We start from the raw sequence: 15,628 nt of genomic DNA on the forward strand, positions 1-15,628 counted from the left end.
TACTCAGTACGGCTTCGGAGCATCCAGCCAGCTGGCTCCAAGCCCTGTACATGCTCCGAACAGCGAGAAGACCCCCTCCGCTACGTGCGTAGAGGAGAGGGTCCAGTGCGCCCCCGGCAGGACTCGAACCTGCGGCCAAGCGCTTAGAAGGCGCCTGCTCTATCCACTGAGCTACGGGGGCCGGTGGTGGTCATGGAGCGGGTGAGCCCCCGGTGCCTGCGGGGCCGGCGGGGCGGCCGTGGTGCGGGTGGCCGGGCTCGACGGACCGTGACCTTGCCGGGACAAGGATAGGGCTCCTTGCGCCTCGCCCCGGTTGCTTCACCTCCGTGGCACGTTGTGGAGGTTCGGTGAAGCGGTCTGATAATCGCAGGCAGGTCCGAAACTCGCATCGTTTTTCACGCCTCAAGGAACGGGTGTTGTGCACTCGTTATGCCCGTGCCCCTGCCGTCACGTCTGCCTCATGCTCCTTTTGGGGTGATCCGGGTGGGTCTCTTTGACGCGCACGAGTGAGCATACGCTTCAAAAAGACACCAAAAGCGGGCATTCTTCATCACGTGGCGATCTTGGACGTACGGCCCCGGCTGCTCGACGCGCTGACCTCACTGCGTGACCGTGTCGATGCCGCTCGGTTTCCGCTCCCCCTTCCCGGCGCCGACCGCGCTCGCCGTAGCCGTGCCGAGCTGCTCGCTCAACTGGACGACTACCTCGTGCCCCGGTTGCGCGCCCCCGAAGCGCCCCTCCTGGCGGTAATCGGGGGATCGACGGGCGCGGGCAAGTCCACCCTCGTCAATTCGCTGGTCGGCCGACGAGTCACCGAGGCCGGTGTGTTGCGGCCCACAACGCGTACGCCGGTGCTGGTGTGCCACCCCGACGATCACCCCTGGTTCGCCGGTCAGCGGGTGCTGCCGCGGCTCACCCGGGTGTGGGTGCCGGCGCAGGGGGAGCGGGCGGAGAGCGCGTACGACGAGGAGGGGCGGGCGCAAGAGGGGCCGGCGGCGCTGCGGGTGGAGACCGACCCGGGGCTCGCGCGGGGGCTCGCCCTGCTCGACGCGCCCGACATCGACTCGCTGGTCGCGCGGAACCGCGATCTGGCCGCGGAACTGATCTGCGCCGCCGACATCTGGGTGCTCGTCACCACCGCCACCCGTTACGGCGACGCCGTCCCCTGGCATCTGCTGCGGACCGCCAAGGAGTACGACGTCACCCTCGTCACCGTCCTCGACCGGGTGCCGCACCAGCTGGCCGCCGAGGTCTCGCGGCAGTACGCCGGGCTCCTTACGGCGGCCGGGCTGGGCGATGTCCCGCGCTTCACCATCCCCGAGCTCCCCGAATCCGCGGGCGGCGGCAGCGGGCTGCTCCCGGCCACCGCCGTCGCCGCCCTGCGGGCCTGGCTCACCCAGCACGCACAGGATCCGTACGCCCGTACCGTCGCCGCCGCCCGTACGGCCGCCGGAACGCTCGCCTCGCTGCGCGCCCGGATGCCCGCCCTGGCCGGGGCCGCGGCGGCGCAGCACGCGGCCGCGGTGCGGCTGATCCAGCGGGTCGAGGGCGCGTACGGGGAGGCCGGGGAGCGGGTGCGGCGCGAGATCGCGCAGGGGGCGGCGCTCGCGGGCGGTGCGCTCACCCACTGGCACGGGCTGCCGCACGGCAGCGCCCCCGATGAGCTCCTTACGGCTCTCACCGACTCCCTGGCCACCCTGCTGCGCAGCGCGGCCGCCACGGCCGACGAACGGGTCGCGGAGGCCGGGAGGCAGGACCCGGCCGCGCGGGTCGGGCTCGCGCCCTGCGATCCGCGCGGCGCCGCCGAGCGGATCGGCGTGGCCGTACGGCACTGGCGGCGCTGCGCCGAGGAGCTGGCCGAGGAGGAGGCCCGGGCCCGGATCGCCGAACGCGGGGGCAGCTGCGTGCCCGAGGAGATCGCCGCCCTGCTCGCCGCGTCCCTCCTGGGCGGGCGCCGCGCCCGTAAGGCGGGCGAGAAGCTCGCCGAGACCCTGGGCGCGCATGCGGCGCTGCGCCTGGGCGACCGCGGCGGACGGCTGCTCGACGGCTGTGTCACCCGCGCCATGCGGGCGGAGCGCGACCGCGTGCTCGCCCCTCTGGACGCCCTGGACATGTCCCCGGAACACCAGGTCGAGCTGATCGCCGCGCTGTCCGTACTGCAGAAGGAGAGGTGACCGTAGGTGACGGCCACGGAGGGCAACGGCGGCAACGAGGGCGGCGGGGTCGGCGGCGGAGACCGGGCGGCGGGGGTCCGCCATACCTGGGACGACGGCCTGATCGCCCGGCGGGCGCACCGCCGGGCCGCCGGGCGGGCCGCGGGCCGCCCGGCCCGCGCGGCGGACCAGGGGGCGGTGGAGGAGGTCGCACCGGACATCCCCGGCACCGCGGCGGGCTACTTCCCGGAGGAGGAGACCGGGCGACGGTCCTTCGGCGGCCCTCCGTACGCCGTGTACCAGGCCGGTGTCCGCAGCTTCGCCACGGGCACCCTGCGGCCCCGTCTGGAGGCCCTGCGCCAGCTCGTCGGGCTGTCCCGGTCCCGGCTCGAGGGGCGCGCGCTCGCCGGGGCCGCGCGGGTGCTCGACGAGGCGGACGCGCGGGGACGGCATCCTTACGGGCACACCGTGGTCGCCGTCGCCGGAGCCACCGGAAGCGGTAAGTCGACACTGTTCAACGCCCTCGCCGGAGCCCCCCTCTCCGAGACCGGGATCCGCCGCCCGACCACCGCCACGCCCCTCGCCTGCGCGTGGACCGACCACGCCGACGGCCTGCTGGACCGGCTCGGCATCCCGGCGGTGGACCGGCGCAACCCGGGCTATCCGTACGACCCCGCGCTGCGCGGCCTGGTCCTGCTCGACCTGCCCGACCACGACTCGGCCGCCCCGGGCCACCGGGAGCGGGTGGACCGGCTGCTGGGTCTGGTGGACGCGGTGGTGTGGGTGGTGGACCCGGAGAAGTACGCGGACGCGGTCCTCCATGAGCGCTATCTGCGGCCGCTCGCCGGATACGCCGAGGTGACCTTCGTCGTGCTCAACCAGGTGGACCGGCTCCCGGGCGAGGCCGCGGACCAGGTGCTGGACGATCTGCGGCGGCTGCTGGACGAGGACGGGCTCGCGCTCGGGGAGCACGGGGAGCCGGGAGCGGCCGTGCTGGCCCTGTCCGCGCTGACCGGCGAGGGCGTCGGGGAGCTCCGGGAGACGCTCGCGCGGCTCACGGCCGAGTGCGGGGCGGCCGAGCGCCGGCTGTCGGCGGACGTGGACGGCACGATGACGCGGCTGCGGCCGCAGTATGTGGCGGACAGCGGGCCGGTCGGGCTCACCGAGCGGGCGCGGGCGGAGTTCGAGGACCGGCTGGCCGAGGCTGCGGGTGCGGGCGCGGCCGGGAAGGCGGCCGAGCGCGCCTGGCTGAGGGACGCGGAGTGGGCGTGCGGAACGCCCTGGGGGCGGCTGCGGGGGCGGAAGGGCCACGCCTCGGGGGGCTCTCGGGGCGGCTCTCGGGGCTCGCGAGCTCCCGGAGCCGGGGAGTGGAGGGAGATCCCGGGCGCGCGGGCGCCCTCGCTGGCGGTGGAGGCGGTCACGGCGCGCCCCGCGGTGGAGGAGGCCGTACGGACGCTCGGGGACGAGGCGACGGCCGGACTGCCCGGTCCATGGGCCCAGGCCGTCCGGGAGGCGGCGGGGTGGGGCGGCAGAGGGCTGGCGGAGGCGGTGGACGAGGCGGTGGCGGCCGAGACGGCGCACCGGCGGCCGGTCCGGCCCGTGTGGTGGTCGATGGTGGCGGCGGCTCAGGTGACCGTGTTGCTGGTGCAAGTGATGGGGGTGCTGTGGCTGTTGGGGGCGATGGCCGGGGTGTTCGGCGGGCCGGAGTGGTGGATGCCGACGCTGCTGGTGACGGGCGGTGCGGCGGTCGGCCCGACGCTGGCGTGGGGCTCCCGGGCGGCCGCGCGGGGGCCCGCCCGGCGCCACGGCCGGTCGGTGGAGGGCCGGCTGCGGGAGGCGGCGGCCGAGTGCGGGCGCCGACGGGTACTGGAGCCGGTGGAGACGGAGCTGGCGCGGTACGGGGAGGTACGGGCGCAGTACGTGGTCGCGGCGGGCGGTGCGTGAGGGGCTGGCTCGGCGTGCGGGCGGGGTCTGGCGGCCGGGGCATGACGGGCGGGATCTGAGGGCCGGGGCATGACGGGCGGGGGTCTGGCGGGCCGGGACGTGACGTGGGGTCACTCGTCCGGGTGGCCGAGTTGTCCACAAGCGCGGGGTCGTGCACAGGCCCCGGCGGGGTTTCGTGATGCGGGGCAGCATGGTCCACGAGCGGCATGGCAGAGCCGCGAAGTGAGTGGGGGAGGCGTAGCAGGTGAACGAGAGCTGGGTGACCGTGGTGGGGAACGCCGCGACGCGGCCGGACTTCTGGGAGACGGCGGCGGGTGTCGCGGTGGCCCGGTTCCGGCTGGCGGTGACGGTGCGCCGCTGGGACCGGGGGCGGGACGCGTGGGCGGACGCGTACACGAGTTTCTACACGGTCTGGACGTGGCGGTCGCTCGCCGCGAATGTCGCCGGGTCGGTATCGCTCGGTGAACCCCTTGTCGTCCATGGGACGTTGCGGGTGCGGGAGCGCGAATGGGACCGGGAGCGAGAGCGGGAGAGGGACCGGCCGCTTCAGGGAGAAGGGGGAGGTGGAGGGAGAGAGGGAGGTGCGGCCGTGCCTCCGGCCCCGGGCGGGGATTCCGGTGGTGGGGCGCATCAGCCCAGGCGCTGGGTCACCGCGGAGATCGACGCGGTGGCGGTCGGACACGATCTCACGCGGGGTACATCCGCATTTCGTCGGGTTTCGCAGGCCAAACCGCTTCTAAACACGCCGACTGGGGCAACTTCCCCGTGAACGGCCGCGACCGCGGGAGATTTGTCGATAATCCCAGGTCATATGGGATCTGGGGATTAGATAACGATTCCGATTCGGATCGGTTGGGTCTAGGTATTCCCGGGGAACGATCGGTTCCTTTCTCCCTAGGATCCCTGCGTGCCCAACGGGGGTTCCTGAGTTTTGAGTTCGCTGGCGAGGCGCACCAACTGACTGGCGCTCGCCCGGAGGGGAAACCATGATTTCTGTAAGGAGGCGGGGCGCTGCCCGCCTTGCGGCCGCCGTTCTGGCGTCCGGTCTGGTCGCTGCGGGCGCGATAGTCACCGCAGGCACCGCCGCCGCCGATGACACGCCCCCGAGCCAGGGCGGCGCGACCGCCACGCTGGGCGGTCTCAAGACGTTCGACAAGGCCGTCATTCACGACAACGGCAAGGACCAGCAGGTCGGCGCCGGTCTCTTCGAGATGTCGGTCGACAATGGCGGTTCCATCCAGACGTACTGCATTGATCTGCACAACCCGACGCAGAGCAAGGCCAAGTACGAGGAGAAGTCCTGGGCCGAGACGTCCCTGGCGAACAACCCCAACGCGGGCAAGATCAACTGGGTTCTGCAGAACTCCTACCCGCAGGTGAACGACCTCGGAGCGCTGGCGAAGACGGCGGGCACCGGTCCCCTCACCGAGAAGACCGCCGCCGCGGGGACGCAGGTCGCCATCTGGCGCTTCTCCGACAACGCGAAGGTGGACGCGGCCGACCCGCAGGCCGAGAAGCTGGCCGACTACCTGGAGAAGAGCGCGCAGAACCTCCAGGAGCCCAAGGCGTCGCTGAGCCTGGACCCGCCGGCCGTCTCCGGCAAGGCCGGTGAGCGGCTCGGCCCGGTCAAGGTCCACACCAACGCCGACAGCGTCACCCTGGCCCCGGGCACCGGGTCCGCGGGCGGCGGCGTCAAGCTGGTCGACAAGAGCGGCAAGACGATCACCAGCGCCGCCGACGGCGGCGAGGTGTACTTCGACGTCCCGAAGGGCGCGTCGGACGGCTCCGCCACGCTGACGGCCCAGGCCGCCACCAAGGTTCCGGTGGGCCGCGCGTTCGCCAGCGCCACCAAGAGCCAGACGCAGATCCTGGCCGGCTCCAGCGAGAGCACCGTCTCCGCCACCGCCACCGCGAACTGGGCGAAGAAGGGCGCGGTCCCGGCGGTCTCCGCCGAGAAGGACTGCGCCAAGGGCGGCGTGGACATAACGGCCTCCAACAAGGGCGACGAGGCGTTCACCTTCGAGCTGCTGGGCGAGAAGTACACCGTCGAGGCGGGTCAGTCGAAGACCGTCACCGCCCCGGTGAAGGAGGACCAGAGCTACAAGTTCACCATCTCCGGTCCGAACGGCTTCGAGAAGACCTTCTCCGGCGTTCTCGACTGCAAGACCTCCAGCAGCGGCGGCAGCAGCGACACCCCCTCCTCGCAGCCGAGCCCCGCGTCGGCCGGTGGCAGCACCGGTGGTGACACCTCCGGTGGCGACCTCGCCGAGACCGGTAGCAGCAGCAACACCCCGATGATCGCGGGCATCGCCGTGGCGCTGGTCGTGGTCGGCGGCGGCGCGATCTTCTTCGTCCGCAAGAAGAAGGCGACCGCGGGCGAGTGAACGCCAGGGCGGCGACGCCAGGGCAGCAGTGATCGCTGAGTGAAGCGACGGTCACCGGATGTGGTGACCATCGAAGAACGCGGTGATGGAGGGCCGGAGCCTCATGGAGGCCCCGGCCCTTCGTGGCATCGGGGGACGGCGAATGCCGGACCCATACCGCACGCCGGACCAAACGGGTTTCCGCCTCGGGCGGGCTGTACGGCAAGATGGCTGTATCTGCCCTCACGCGGTGGAGCCGCCACGGATACGGACCCGCGGCGGAGCCGCACCTCGATACCTACCAGATTGCCGGACGGTTTCTCTTGGCTGAGTTCATCTACACCATGCGCAAGACGCGCAAGGCGCACGGCGACAAGGTGATCCTCGACGATGTCACGCTGAGCTTTCTGCCCGGCGCGAAAATCGGTGTCGTGGGCCCCAACGGCGCCGGTAAGTCGACGGTGCTGAAGATCATGGCCGGCCTGGAGCAGCCGTCCAATGGTGACGCCTTCCTCTCACCCGGCTACAGCGTCGGCATCCTGCTCCAGGAGCCCCCGCTGGACGAGTCCAAGACCGTGCTGGAGAACGTCCAGGACGGCGTGGCGGTCACCAAGGGCAAGCTGGACCGCTTCAACGAGATCGCCGAGCAGATGGCGACCGACTACAGCGACGAGCTGCTCGAGGAGATGGGCAAGCTCCAGGAGGACCTGGACCACTCAGGCGCCTGGGACCTGGACGCCCAGCTGGAGCAGGCCATGGACGCCCTGGGCTGCCCGCCCGGCGACTGGCCGGTCACCACCCTCTCCGGCGGCGAGAAGCGCCGCGTCGCGCTCTGCAAGCTGCTGCTGGAGGCCCCCGACCTGCTGCTGCTGGACGAGCCCACCAACCACCTCGACGCCGAGTCCGTCAACTGGCTGGAGCAGCACCTCGCCAAGTACGCGGGCACCGTCGTGGCCATCACCCACGACCGGTACTTCCTGGACAACGTGGCCGAGTGGATCCTGGAGCTCGACCGCGGCCGCGCCATCGGCTACGAGGGCAACTACTCCACCTACCTGGAGAAGAAGCAGGCCCGGCTGAAGGTCGAGGGCCAGAAGGACGCCAAGCGCGCCAAGCGCCTCAAGGAAGAGCTGGACTGGGTCCGCTCCAACGCCAAGGGCCGCCAGGCCAAGTCCCGGGCCCGGCTGACCCGTTACGAGGAGATGGCCGCCGAGGCCGAGAAGACCCGGAAGCTGGACTTCGAGGAGATCCAGATCCCGCCGGGCCCGCGTCTGGGCAGTGTCGTGGTCGAGGTGGAGAACCTCTCCAAGGCGTTCGGCGAGAAGGTCCTGATCGACGACCTCTCCTTCACCCTCCCGCGGAACGGCATCGTCGGTGTCATCGGCCCCAACGGCGCCGGTAAGACCACGCTGTTCAAGATGATCCAGGGCCTGGAGACCGCCGACGCGGGCAGCATCAAGGTCGGTGAGACCGTCAAGATCTCCTACGTCGACCAGAGCCGCGCCAACATCGACCCCAAGAAGACGCTGTGGGCGGTCGTGTCCGACGAGCTCGACTACATCAACGTCGGCCAGGTCGAGATGCCCTCCCGCGCCTATGTCTCCGCCTTCGGCTTCAAGGGCCCGGACCAGCAGAAGCCGGCCGGGGTGCTCTCGGGCGGTGAGCGCAACCGCCTCAACCTCGCGCTCACCCTCAAGCAGGGCGGCAACCTGCTGCTCCTCGACGAGCCCACCAACGACCTCGACGTGGAGACCCTCTCCTCGCTGGAGAACGCGCTGCTCGACTTCCCCGGCTGCGCCGTGGTCGTCTCCCACGACCGCTGGTTCCTCGACCGCGTCGCCACGCACATCCTGGCGTACGAGGGCGAATCCAAGTGGTTCTGGTTCGAGGGCAACTTCGAGTCGTACGAGAAGAACAAGATCGAGCGGCTCGGCCCGGACGCGGCCCGTCCGCACCGTGCCACCTACAAGAAGCTGACCCGGGGCTGAGTGGATGGCACGCCATATCTATCCCTGTCCCCTGCGCTGGTCCGACATGGACGCGTTCGGCCACGTCAACAACGTGACCTTCCTCCGCTATCTGGAGGAGGCGCGGGTCGACTTCATGTGGCGGCTGGCGCCGGGGAACGGGAGTGACGCGTTCACCGGCGGCGTGGTCGTGGCCCGGCACGAGATCGACTATCTGAAGCCCCTGGTCCACCGGCACCGCCCGGTGACGATCGAGACCTGGGTGACGGAGATCAAGGCCGCGTATCTCACCCTGCGCTATGAGATCAAGGACGAGGACGCCCTGTATGTGCGTGCCACCACCCGCATCGTGCCCTACGACCTCGACCAGGAACGCCCGCGCCGGGTCACCCCGGAAGAGGAGAAGTTCCTGACCGAGTACCTGGAGCCGGACCCGGTGAGGAAGGGCGCCGCGAAGAAGGCGTCCAAGGCGCCCACGAGGCCCGCCGGATCCGCCGATGGCTCCGAACGGGCGGAGGCGGAGGGGGCCGTCTCGGTATGACCGCCTCCAGCCAGGAACTCCACTTCGCCGACGCCGGGGAGGCGGCCGATCTCGCCGCCTTCCTGGCCCGGCTGATCCACTACGACCGGGCGGCGGCGGTGCGGCTGCAGGCGGGCGGCGGTGTGCTCGCCGTCTTCGGCCGGCCGCCGTCCTTCGAGGTCCTCGCGATCCGTACGGCGCGGCTCGAGGCGGTCGTCAGCACCGAGGACACGCCGGACGAGTCGGACGCGTCGGCCACATCGGCCGGGGCGGCGGGCGGGTCGGGCGCGCTGGATACGACCGTCTCGGCGGGCGAGTTCGCGGACGCGCTGGACACGGCGCGGGCCGCGCGGACCGCCGACGGTTCCGAAAGCCGCGAGCGGGGTCTGGTGGTCACCGTGCCGCAGGCCGTCACCGGCCCGCCGTGGGCCGGGGTGCTGCCGCCGCGCGGCGGCTGGCGCCGGGTGAACGGGCTGCCGGGCGTGAACGAGGTGCGCGGGGCGGTCACCGCCGCCGTCGCCGAGTTCCGGGCCCGTGACGCGGCGCTCCCCGAGGAGCGGCGTACGCGCGCCGAGCGCGACCGCATCGGCCACGAGATCTGGTCCCGCACCCTGGGCGACACCGGGCTTCCGCTGCGCGCCGTGCACGCCGCCCAGTCGCTGGGCTTCCTGCGGCCGGTCCGGGCGGCGGCACCGGCCGTCACCGCCCACGGGAGCGGCGTGGCCACCGCGGCGCCCGAGCCCCTGGCGCTGCTCGCCGCGGGCGGCTGGCTGCGGCTGCGCACGCCGTACGGTTCGATCGCGGTGCGTACGCAGGGCCTGTCCGGCGGTCTGTCCGGGCTGTCCGTCACGCCCGCCTGAGCCCGCGGGGTCAGCTCTCTCAGCTCTCCGGGTCAGCCCGCGGGGTCAGCCCTCCGGGGCCGCCCTCCAGGTCGGCCCGCCTGGTCAGCCCTCCGCGTTGATCATGGAGGCGGCGGCGTAGGTGAGGTAGTGCCACAGCTGGCGTTCGAGCTCCGGGGCCAGTTCCAGCTCCTCCACCGCGTCGCGCATATGGCGCAGCCAGGCGTCATGGGCGGCGCGGTTCACGGTGAAGGGGGCGTGGCGCATGCGGAGCCGGGGGTGGCCGCGGTTGTCGCTGTAGGTGCGGGGGCCGCCCCAGTACTGCATCAGGAAGAGTGCGAGTCGCTCCTCGGCCGGTCCCAGGTCCTCCTCGGGGTACATCGGCCGGAGCAGCGGGTCCTCCGCGACCCCCTGGTAGAAGCGGTGGACCAGACGCCGGAAGGTCTGCTCGCCGCCGACCTGCTCGTAGAAGGTCTGCTCCTGAAGTGTGCCTCGCGGAATCTCTTTCACGCCTCCATGCTCTCAGACGCCCCCGTCCTGAAAAGGGGGCGTGGGTCGCGGCCGGGGGCCGCGCGCAGGAGAGTGGAGCCATGGGCAGCACGGGCGGGAGCACACGCAGCGCGCCGGACGCCGGGGAGCGTGTGGCGCGGCGGCAGCCTGCGGGCCGGGAGGCCGATGGGTACGCCGAGGAGGCCGCGGCGCTGCGGACCGGGCTGGTCCGGGAGATCGCGGCGGGCGGCGGACTCACCGACCCCGCCTGGCGGGCGGCCTTTGAGGAGGTGCCACGCCATCTCTTCGTGCCCTACTACTACGAGGCGGGGGACGCGGCCGCGGCGGCCGCACCGCCGGGCGCCAAGACGGCAGGGACGGCAGGGACGGCAGGGGTGGCGCGGGCAGCGGGGGCGGCGGGAGCCGGGGAGGCGGGTGCGGCGCACGGGACGGTCGGCTACACCCGGCTGTGGCGCGACGACCCCCACCCGCTGCGCCGGGCCCGCTGGCTGGCCGGCGCCTACGCGGACGCCCCGCTCGCCACACGGGTGCGCGACGGTGAACTGATCACCTCCAGCAGCCAGCCGTCGCTGATGGCGCGGATGCTCCAGGCGCTCCAGGTGCGGGACGGGGACCGGGTGCTGGAGATCGGCGCGGGCACCGGCTACAACGCCGCACTGCTGGCCCATCGGCTCGGCGACGCCCACGTCACCACCCTCGATCTCGACCCGGAGATCACCGAGGCCGCCCGGAACCATCTGGCCGCGGCCGGATTCCGCCCCGCGGTCGTCACCGGGGACGGGGCGCGCGGCTGTCCGCTGCACGCTCCCTACCACCGGATCATCGCCACCTGCGCCGTGGCGTCCATCCCGTCCGCATGGCTCGGCCAGTGCCGGCCGGACGCGCTGATCCTGACGCCGCTCGCGACCGGGCTGATCGCCCTGAGGGTCGCCGACGCCCGCCATGCCGAGGGGCACTTCCTGGCCGTACCCGCGTACTTCGTCCCGCTGCGCGGCAGCGGCCCGCCGCCTCGGGCGCCCAGCCACGGGCTGCCGTCCCGGCCGCTGCTGGACGACTCCTTCCGCTTCCTGCTGAACATGGCCGCGGGCCATATGGAGCCGGTCGAAGCCCTCGCGCTGTGGGAGCACGAGGGCAGGCCGGGGCGGGAGCGCTACGGGGTGACGGTGCGGGGCGAGCGCCAATGGGCCTGGCTGGACGACCCGGAGGGCGCCTACGGCTGGCCGCTGGGCCCTCCCGGCCGTCTTGAACCCTTCGGAGGGCTCAGCCCCGGCGCACCGTGATCGTCGTCCAGGCGCCGACATGGACGCGGTCGCCCTCCCGGAGCGGGACCGGCACAAACGGCTGGATCGGCTCGTCGCCGCCGTTGATCGTGGTCCCGTTGGTCGAGTCCTGGTCGACGACCGCCCAGACGCCGTCGGGCTGCTGGACGAGGAGCGCGTGCTGGTGCGAGACGCCCGGGTCCTCGGGCGGCCGCCCGAGGTCGATGTCGGGGGCCTCACCGGTGCTGTGGCGGCGGCGGCCGATGGTGATCTGCTGGCCGTTGAGCGGCAGCTGCTGCTCGGGGGAGTAGGCCGGGAGGTTCAGCCCGGCGGCCTCCGGGCCGCTGCGGTTCATCATCGCCATGAAGTACTCACGGTCCGGGGCGACGACGGCTATCCAGTTGCCGGGTGCCTGTACCGGGGCGCCGCCCTGGCCGAACTGGGCGCCGCCGGGGTGCTGCTGCGGGGCACCGGGGTGCTGCTGCTGCGGCGCACCGGGGTGCTGTTGCTGCTGCGGCGGCTGGTGCCCCGGCCCCTGCTGCTGGGGCGGCGGGGCGTACCCCTCGTTCCCGTACGGCTGGGCCGGGGGCGCCGGTGCCTGGGGGTAGCCGTAGCCGTACTGCGGGGCCTGCGGCGCGCCGTGGCCCGGGGTTCCCTGCTGCGGGGCGCCGTGCTGCGGGGCGCCGTGCTGCGGAGCGCCGTGCGGGGGCGTGCCCTGGTGCGGTGCGCCCCCCTGCGGCGGCGGAAGCGTCCAGTCGCTGTCGCCGCCGAAGCCGGGGGGCTGACCGCCGCCCTGTGTCGGGTGCGGGCCCTGCGGCCCCCCGGGCCCGGGCTGTGGCGGCCCCGGCTGCTGCGGCGGCGCGTAACCGCCCTGCGGCGGGCCGTACGGAGACGGGGTGTGCGTCTGGAAGTTGAAGCGGCACTCCTCACAGAACGGGGCCTGCGCCTCACGTGGCGTACGGCACTGCGGGCACAGCTCCTGCTGCTGTGCCGGATAGCCGTAGCCGCCCGCGCCGCCGGGCGGCGGTGGGCCGCCCGGCCCCGGACTCCCGTAGCCACCCGGTGGTACGGGAACACCGGGGCCGTTCGGCATGGGCGGAGGTGGCGGGACGGCGCCGGAGGGCATGGGTGTCCCCGACATCCGGTGCCCACACACCTCGCACCAGTCGTCGGCCGCCGATTGGTGGCCGTTGGGACAGGTCGGCATGTCGGATCCCCCTCTGTGGCGTTCTTGGCGTTTCTGCCGAGAAGAGCTACGTGAGTGCTGGTTATGTGCTACTTCTTGACGCGAACTGTCTTGGTGGAGCGCGTTTCGAGTGTCATCTCGTCCGCCTCCGCGACCTTCGCCTTCAGTCGCACAGTACCTGCCGCTACATCGAGCACGTCCACCACCTTCGCAAGCAGTTTCGCCGTGTCTTCGTTCCCCGATGTGGCCGCCAGCTGTACGGCACGCCCCAGCTTCGCGGTCGCTTGTTCGGCATCGCCGGACTTGCGGGCATTCATTCCCTGTTTGATGGCCTGTGCCAGTTCGGCCTGGCCCGTATAGTGCGCTACCTGCGGATTCATCGCGGTGGAGACGACCAGATCATCGGTCCACACCGCGCGCACCAGCCCCTGCGCCAGCGGACTTGGCGGGCTGCCGACCCCGTCGGGCACCGGCTGGACCAGGGAAATCCTGGCCGCGAGCATCTCCTGGCCGACCTCGGCCGCCGGAACCCGCACACAGAGGTGGTAGTCGCGGGACTCATCGCCCCAGGACCCGGTGGGGTAGTCGCCCGCGCGCGGACCGGCCTCGACGCGCCGGGCGGTGAGATCCTCCACAGTCGGTGCGACCTGTTTCACATACGCCACCTCGGCGCCCTTGGGGGTCCACAGCCGGAGGCTGACGTCGGCGACCTCCTTGCCCATCGCCGTCTCCATCATCCGCGTGAAGTCCGCGGTGAGCCCGGCGGGGTCGGCCACGATGTCCGCCGTTCCGAGCAGGGCGGCGGCGATCCCGGTGACCTCCTCGACCTCCCAGTCCGTGCCCACCCCGCGGGCGTCGCAGGTGAAGCGGCCCGCGCAGGCGTCGAGCACGGTCCTCAGCCGCTGCGGCTCCTCGTGCTCGTTCCGCCCGTCGGTGAGCAGGATGCCGTGCCGTATCGCGGCATCGGCGGAGCCGAGCAGCAGATCGGCCTGGAGCAGCCAGGTGCCGATCGCGGTGCCGCCGCCCGGACTCAGGCTCCGCAGCGCGTCCTTGGCCTGGGTGCGGGTGAGCGGATCGGCGGTGGCCAACTGCCCGTTTCCGGGGAAGACCTCGACCGCCTTGTGGGTGCCCGCCACCACGGAGAAGGCCACGCCGTCGCGCACCGTGTCGATCGCGGCGGCGGTCGCGTCCCGCGCGTGGCGCATCTTCGTCGGCGGATAGTCCATGGAGCCGGAGCAGTCCACCATGATCACCACGGCCGCGCGGGGCGAGCCGCCGCCCGGGCCGGACGCGCTGCCGTACGCGCCGGGAGCGTCCTCGTACCCACCATGGGCGGGCACGGGTATCGGCGGCCCCGCCGTGGCCCCGCCGCCGGCCGAGGTGACGGTGATGATCGCGTTCACCTCGCGGCCTCCCTCGGGGAGGTACTCGTTCTGGTAGACCTCGACCGAGAACCGCGGCGCATCGGGCGTGGAGAAGTGGGCCATGTCATCCGCTCCTTGGCGACCGTCAGGCGGATCCTGCCCGGCCCGGGGCAGCGGGGAACGGCACGACCGCCACTGTTACGTTGTCGTGGCCCCCGCCGTCCAGGGCGTGGCCGACCAGGATCTGCGCGCTGTTCAGCGGCCGGGCGCGGGCGTCCGGCGGCACCGCGTGGGCCATCTGCTCCGCCGATTCGGCGTAGTTCCACAGCCCGTCGGTGCACACCACCACGACGCCCGGCCGGTCCGGCTTGTACGAGGCGGTGTGGGGCTCCAGCTCATAGGCGTCCGCCCCGAGCCAGCCGGTGATGGCGTGGGCGCGCTCGTCCGCGTACGCCTCCGCCTCGGACATCAGCCCCGCGGCCACCATCTGGGCCGCCCAGGAGTCGTCCTCGGTGAGCCGCGCGGGCGGGGTCGTACGGTCGTCGGGGACCCAGTAGGCGCGGCTGTCCCCGACCCAGCCGACGGTGAGGATGTCGCTGGTGACGATGGCGCTGACGATGGTGCACGCCGGTGCGTTCTGATGGCGCTGCCCCTCGTGGTGGGGGGCGGCCGCGCCGGTGTCCAGGGCCAGGGAGTTGACCGCGTCGGCGGCGGCGATGATCGCCTCGTTCATGGCCTGCTGGGGGTGGGCGCCGCGGGGCAGCGAGGCCCGCAGCGCCTGACTCGCGGCATGGGCAGCGGCGGCCGAGGCCTCGTCGGGGCGGGTGGCCGAGGAGACCCCGTCGCACACCACGGCGACCGTGACCGGTGAGCCGTCGGGCAGCGCGGCGGTGGACACCGAGAACGCGTCCTCGTTGCGGTGGTGGCGCAGCCCCCGGTCGCTGGCCGCCGCGATCCCCTCCAACTCACTCTCCATATGGTCGCGCGTCCGTGCCTGGGCGTGTCCGCAGCGCTCGCAGTATCCGTCCTCGTCGATGGTGCCCTCCTGGCACGCGGCGCACCGGGGGCGGTTTTCGTCGCCGGGCAGCCGGGGGTCCGCCCCGGTGCCGGTCCCGCTGCCCGTGCCGCTCGCCGCGCTGGTGTGCGTACTCGCGTTGGTCTCCGGGTGGCTGCCGGACTCGCCGGGTGCCCCGGGCGCGCCGAGCGCCGCCGTGGCCCGCGGGTCGGCCACCTGGCCGTACCCGCCGGAGGTCGGGGCGGCCAGCTCGTAGTCGTCCGGCTCCGGCTCCGGCTCCGGGTGGGTGGACCGCGCCGCCCCGTTCACCCGCGGCGGCGCCGGGAGGCCGCCGTGCGCCTCCGACCGGTCGGCGATCGCCTCCGCCGACAGTGCGGCCTCCGCTGCCAGCGCGGCCGCCACCGTCAGATCGGCACCGCACTGATCGCAGTATCTGTCCCCCGCCTGCGGCGGCTCATCACAGGCCGGGCAGGCTGACAGCTGGGGAGGCTGCGGCATCTGCGACATC

At 72.9% G+C, this 15,628-nt stretch carries 12 protein-coding genes and 1 tRNA gene; 8 read left to right on the top strand and 5 right to left on the bottom strand.

Going from position 1 to position 15,628, the window contains the following annotated elements; translation table 11 throughout:
- Positions 1-108: 108 nt before the first annotated feature.
- A tRNA-Arg gene (locus LIV37_RS32190) sits at positions 109-181 on the bottom strand.
- Between the two features lie 382 nt (positions 182-563).
- Between LIV37_RS32190 and LIV37_RS32195 the strand changes: the two genes are divergently transcribed.
- The 7 genes from LIV37_RS32195 (at position 564) to LIV37_RS32225 (ending at position 9,807) form a co-directional block, all read left to right on the top strand.
- Positions 564-2,174 carry a dynamin family protein gene (locus tag LIV37_RS32195; RefSeq protein WP_121824255.1) on the top strand — a complete coding sequence of 537 codons (1,611 nt, stop codon included), beginning with the start codon at positions 564-566 and terminating at the stop codon, positions 2,172-2,174.
- Between the two features lie 6 nt (positions 2,175-2,180).
- The gene (locus tag LIV37_RS32200; protein WP_020871270.1) at positions 2,181-4,097 is read left to right on the top strand and encodes a GTPase; all 1,917 of its coding nucleotides are present in this window, start codon (positions 2,181-2,183) and stop codon (positions 4,095-4,097) included.
- Between the two features lie 268 nt (positions 4,098-4,365).
- A complete protein-coding gene (locus LIV37_RS32205; RefSeq protein ID WP_243146266.1) occupies positions 4,366-4,866 on the top strand; it encodes a single-stranded DNA-binding protein in 501 nt (166 codons plus the stop codon).
- A gap of 217 nt (positions 4,867-5,083) precedes the next feature.
- Positions 5,084-6,481 carry a Cys-Gln thioester bond-forming surface protein gene (locus LIV37_RS32210; RefSeq protein ID WP_020871271.1) on the top strand — a complete coding sequence of 466 codons (1,398 nt, stop codon included), beginning with the start codon at positions 5,084-5,086 and terminating at the stop codon, positions 6,479-6,481.
- Between the two features lie 302 nt (positions 6,482-6,783).
- Positions 6,784-8,448: an energy-dependent translational throttle protein EttA gene (gene ettA / locus LIV37_RS32215; protein WP_020871272.1), complete on the top strand. Its 1,665-nt coding sequence runs from the start codon at positions 6,784-6,786 to the stop codon at positions 8,446-8,448.
- 4 nt (positions 8,449-8,452) lie between these two features.
- A complete protein-coding gene (locus tag LIV37_RS32220; protein ID WP_020871273.1) occupies positions 8,453-8,968 on the top strand; it encodes an acyl-CoA thioesterase in 516 nt (171 codons plus the stop codon).
- Positions 8,965-9,807 carry a DUF8185 domain-containing protein gene (locus LIV37_RS32225; RefSeq protein WP_020871274.1) on the top strand — a complete coding sequence of 281 codons (843 nt, stop codon included), beginning with the start codon at positions 8,965-8,967 and terminating at the stop codon, positions 9,805-9,807. Before LIV37_RS32220 ends, LIV37_RS32225 begins: the two co-directional genes overlap by 4 nt.
- 84 nt (positions 9,808-9,891) lie before the next feature.
- Here LIV37_RS32225 and LIV37_RS32230 read toward each other — a convergent pair whose 3' ends face one another.
- Positions 9,892-10,296, bottom strand: coding sequence for a globin (locus tag LIV37_RS32230; RefSeq protein ID WP_020871275.1), 405 nt, complete (start codon positions 10,294-10,296; stop codon positions 9,892-9,894).
- An 80-nt stretch (positions 10,297-10,376) separates the two neighbouring features.
- Here LIV37_RS32230 and LIV37_RS32235 point away from each other — a divergent pair, with 80 nt between their 5' ends.
- The gene (locus LIV37_RS32235; RefSeq protein WP_020871276.1) at positions 10,377-11,576 is read left to right on the top strand and encodes a methyltransferase domain-containing protein; all 1,200 of its coding nucleotides are present in this window, start codon (positions 10,377-10,379) and stop codon (positions 11,574-11,576) included.
- Here the strand turns inward: LIV37_RS32235 and LIV37_RS32240 are convergent.
- From LIV37_RS32240 to LIV37_RS32250, 3 genes are all read right to left on the bottom strand, one after another.
- Positions 11,557-12,762: an FHA domain-containing protein gene (locus tag LIV37_RS32240; RefSeq protein ID WP_121824253.1), complete on the bottom strand. Its 1,206-nt coding sequence runs from the start codon at positions 12,760-12,762 to the stop codon at positions 11,557-11,559. The genes LIV37_RS32235 and LIV37_RS32240 overlap by 20 nt on opposite strands.
- Before the next feature lie 68 nt (positions 12,763-12,830).
- Entirely contained in the window at positions 12,831-14,228 is a 1,398-nt protein-coding gene (locus LIV37_RS32245) for a vWA domain-containing protein (RefSeq protein WP_020871278.1), read from the bottom strand.
- A 22-nt stretch (positions 14,229-14,250) separates the two neighbouring features.
- On the bottom strand, positions 14,251-15,627 hold the full coding sequence (locus LIV37_RS32250; RefSeq protein ID WP_121824252.1) for a PP2C family protein-serine/threonine phosphatase: 1,377 nt from the start codon (positions 15,625-15,627) through the stop codon (positions 14,251-14,253).
- Position 15,628 lies beyond the last annotated feature (1 nt).

Source organism: Streptomyces rapamycinicus NRRL 5491, assembly GCF_024298965.1.
Lineage (GTDB): Bacteria > Actinomycetota > Actinomycetes > Streptomycetales > Streptomycetaceae > Streptomyces > Streptomyces rapamycinicus.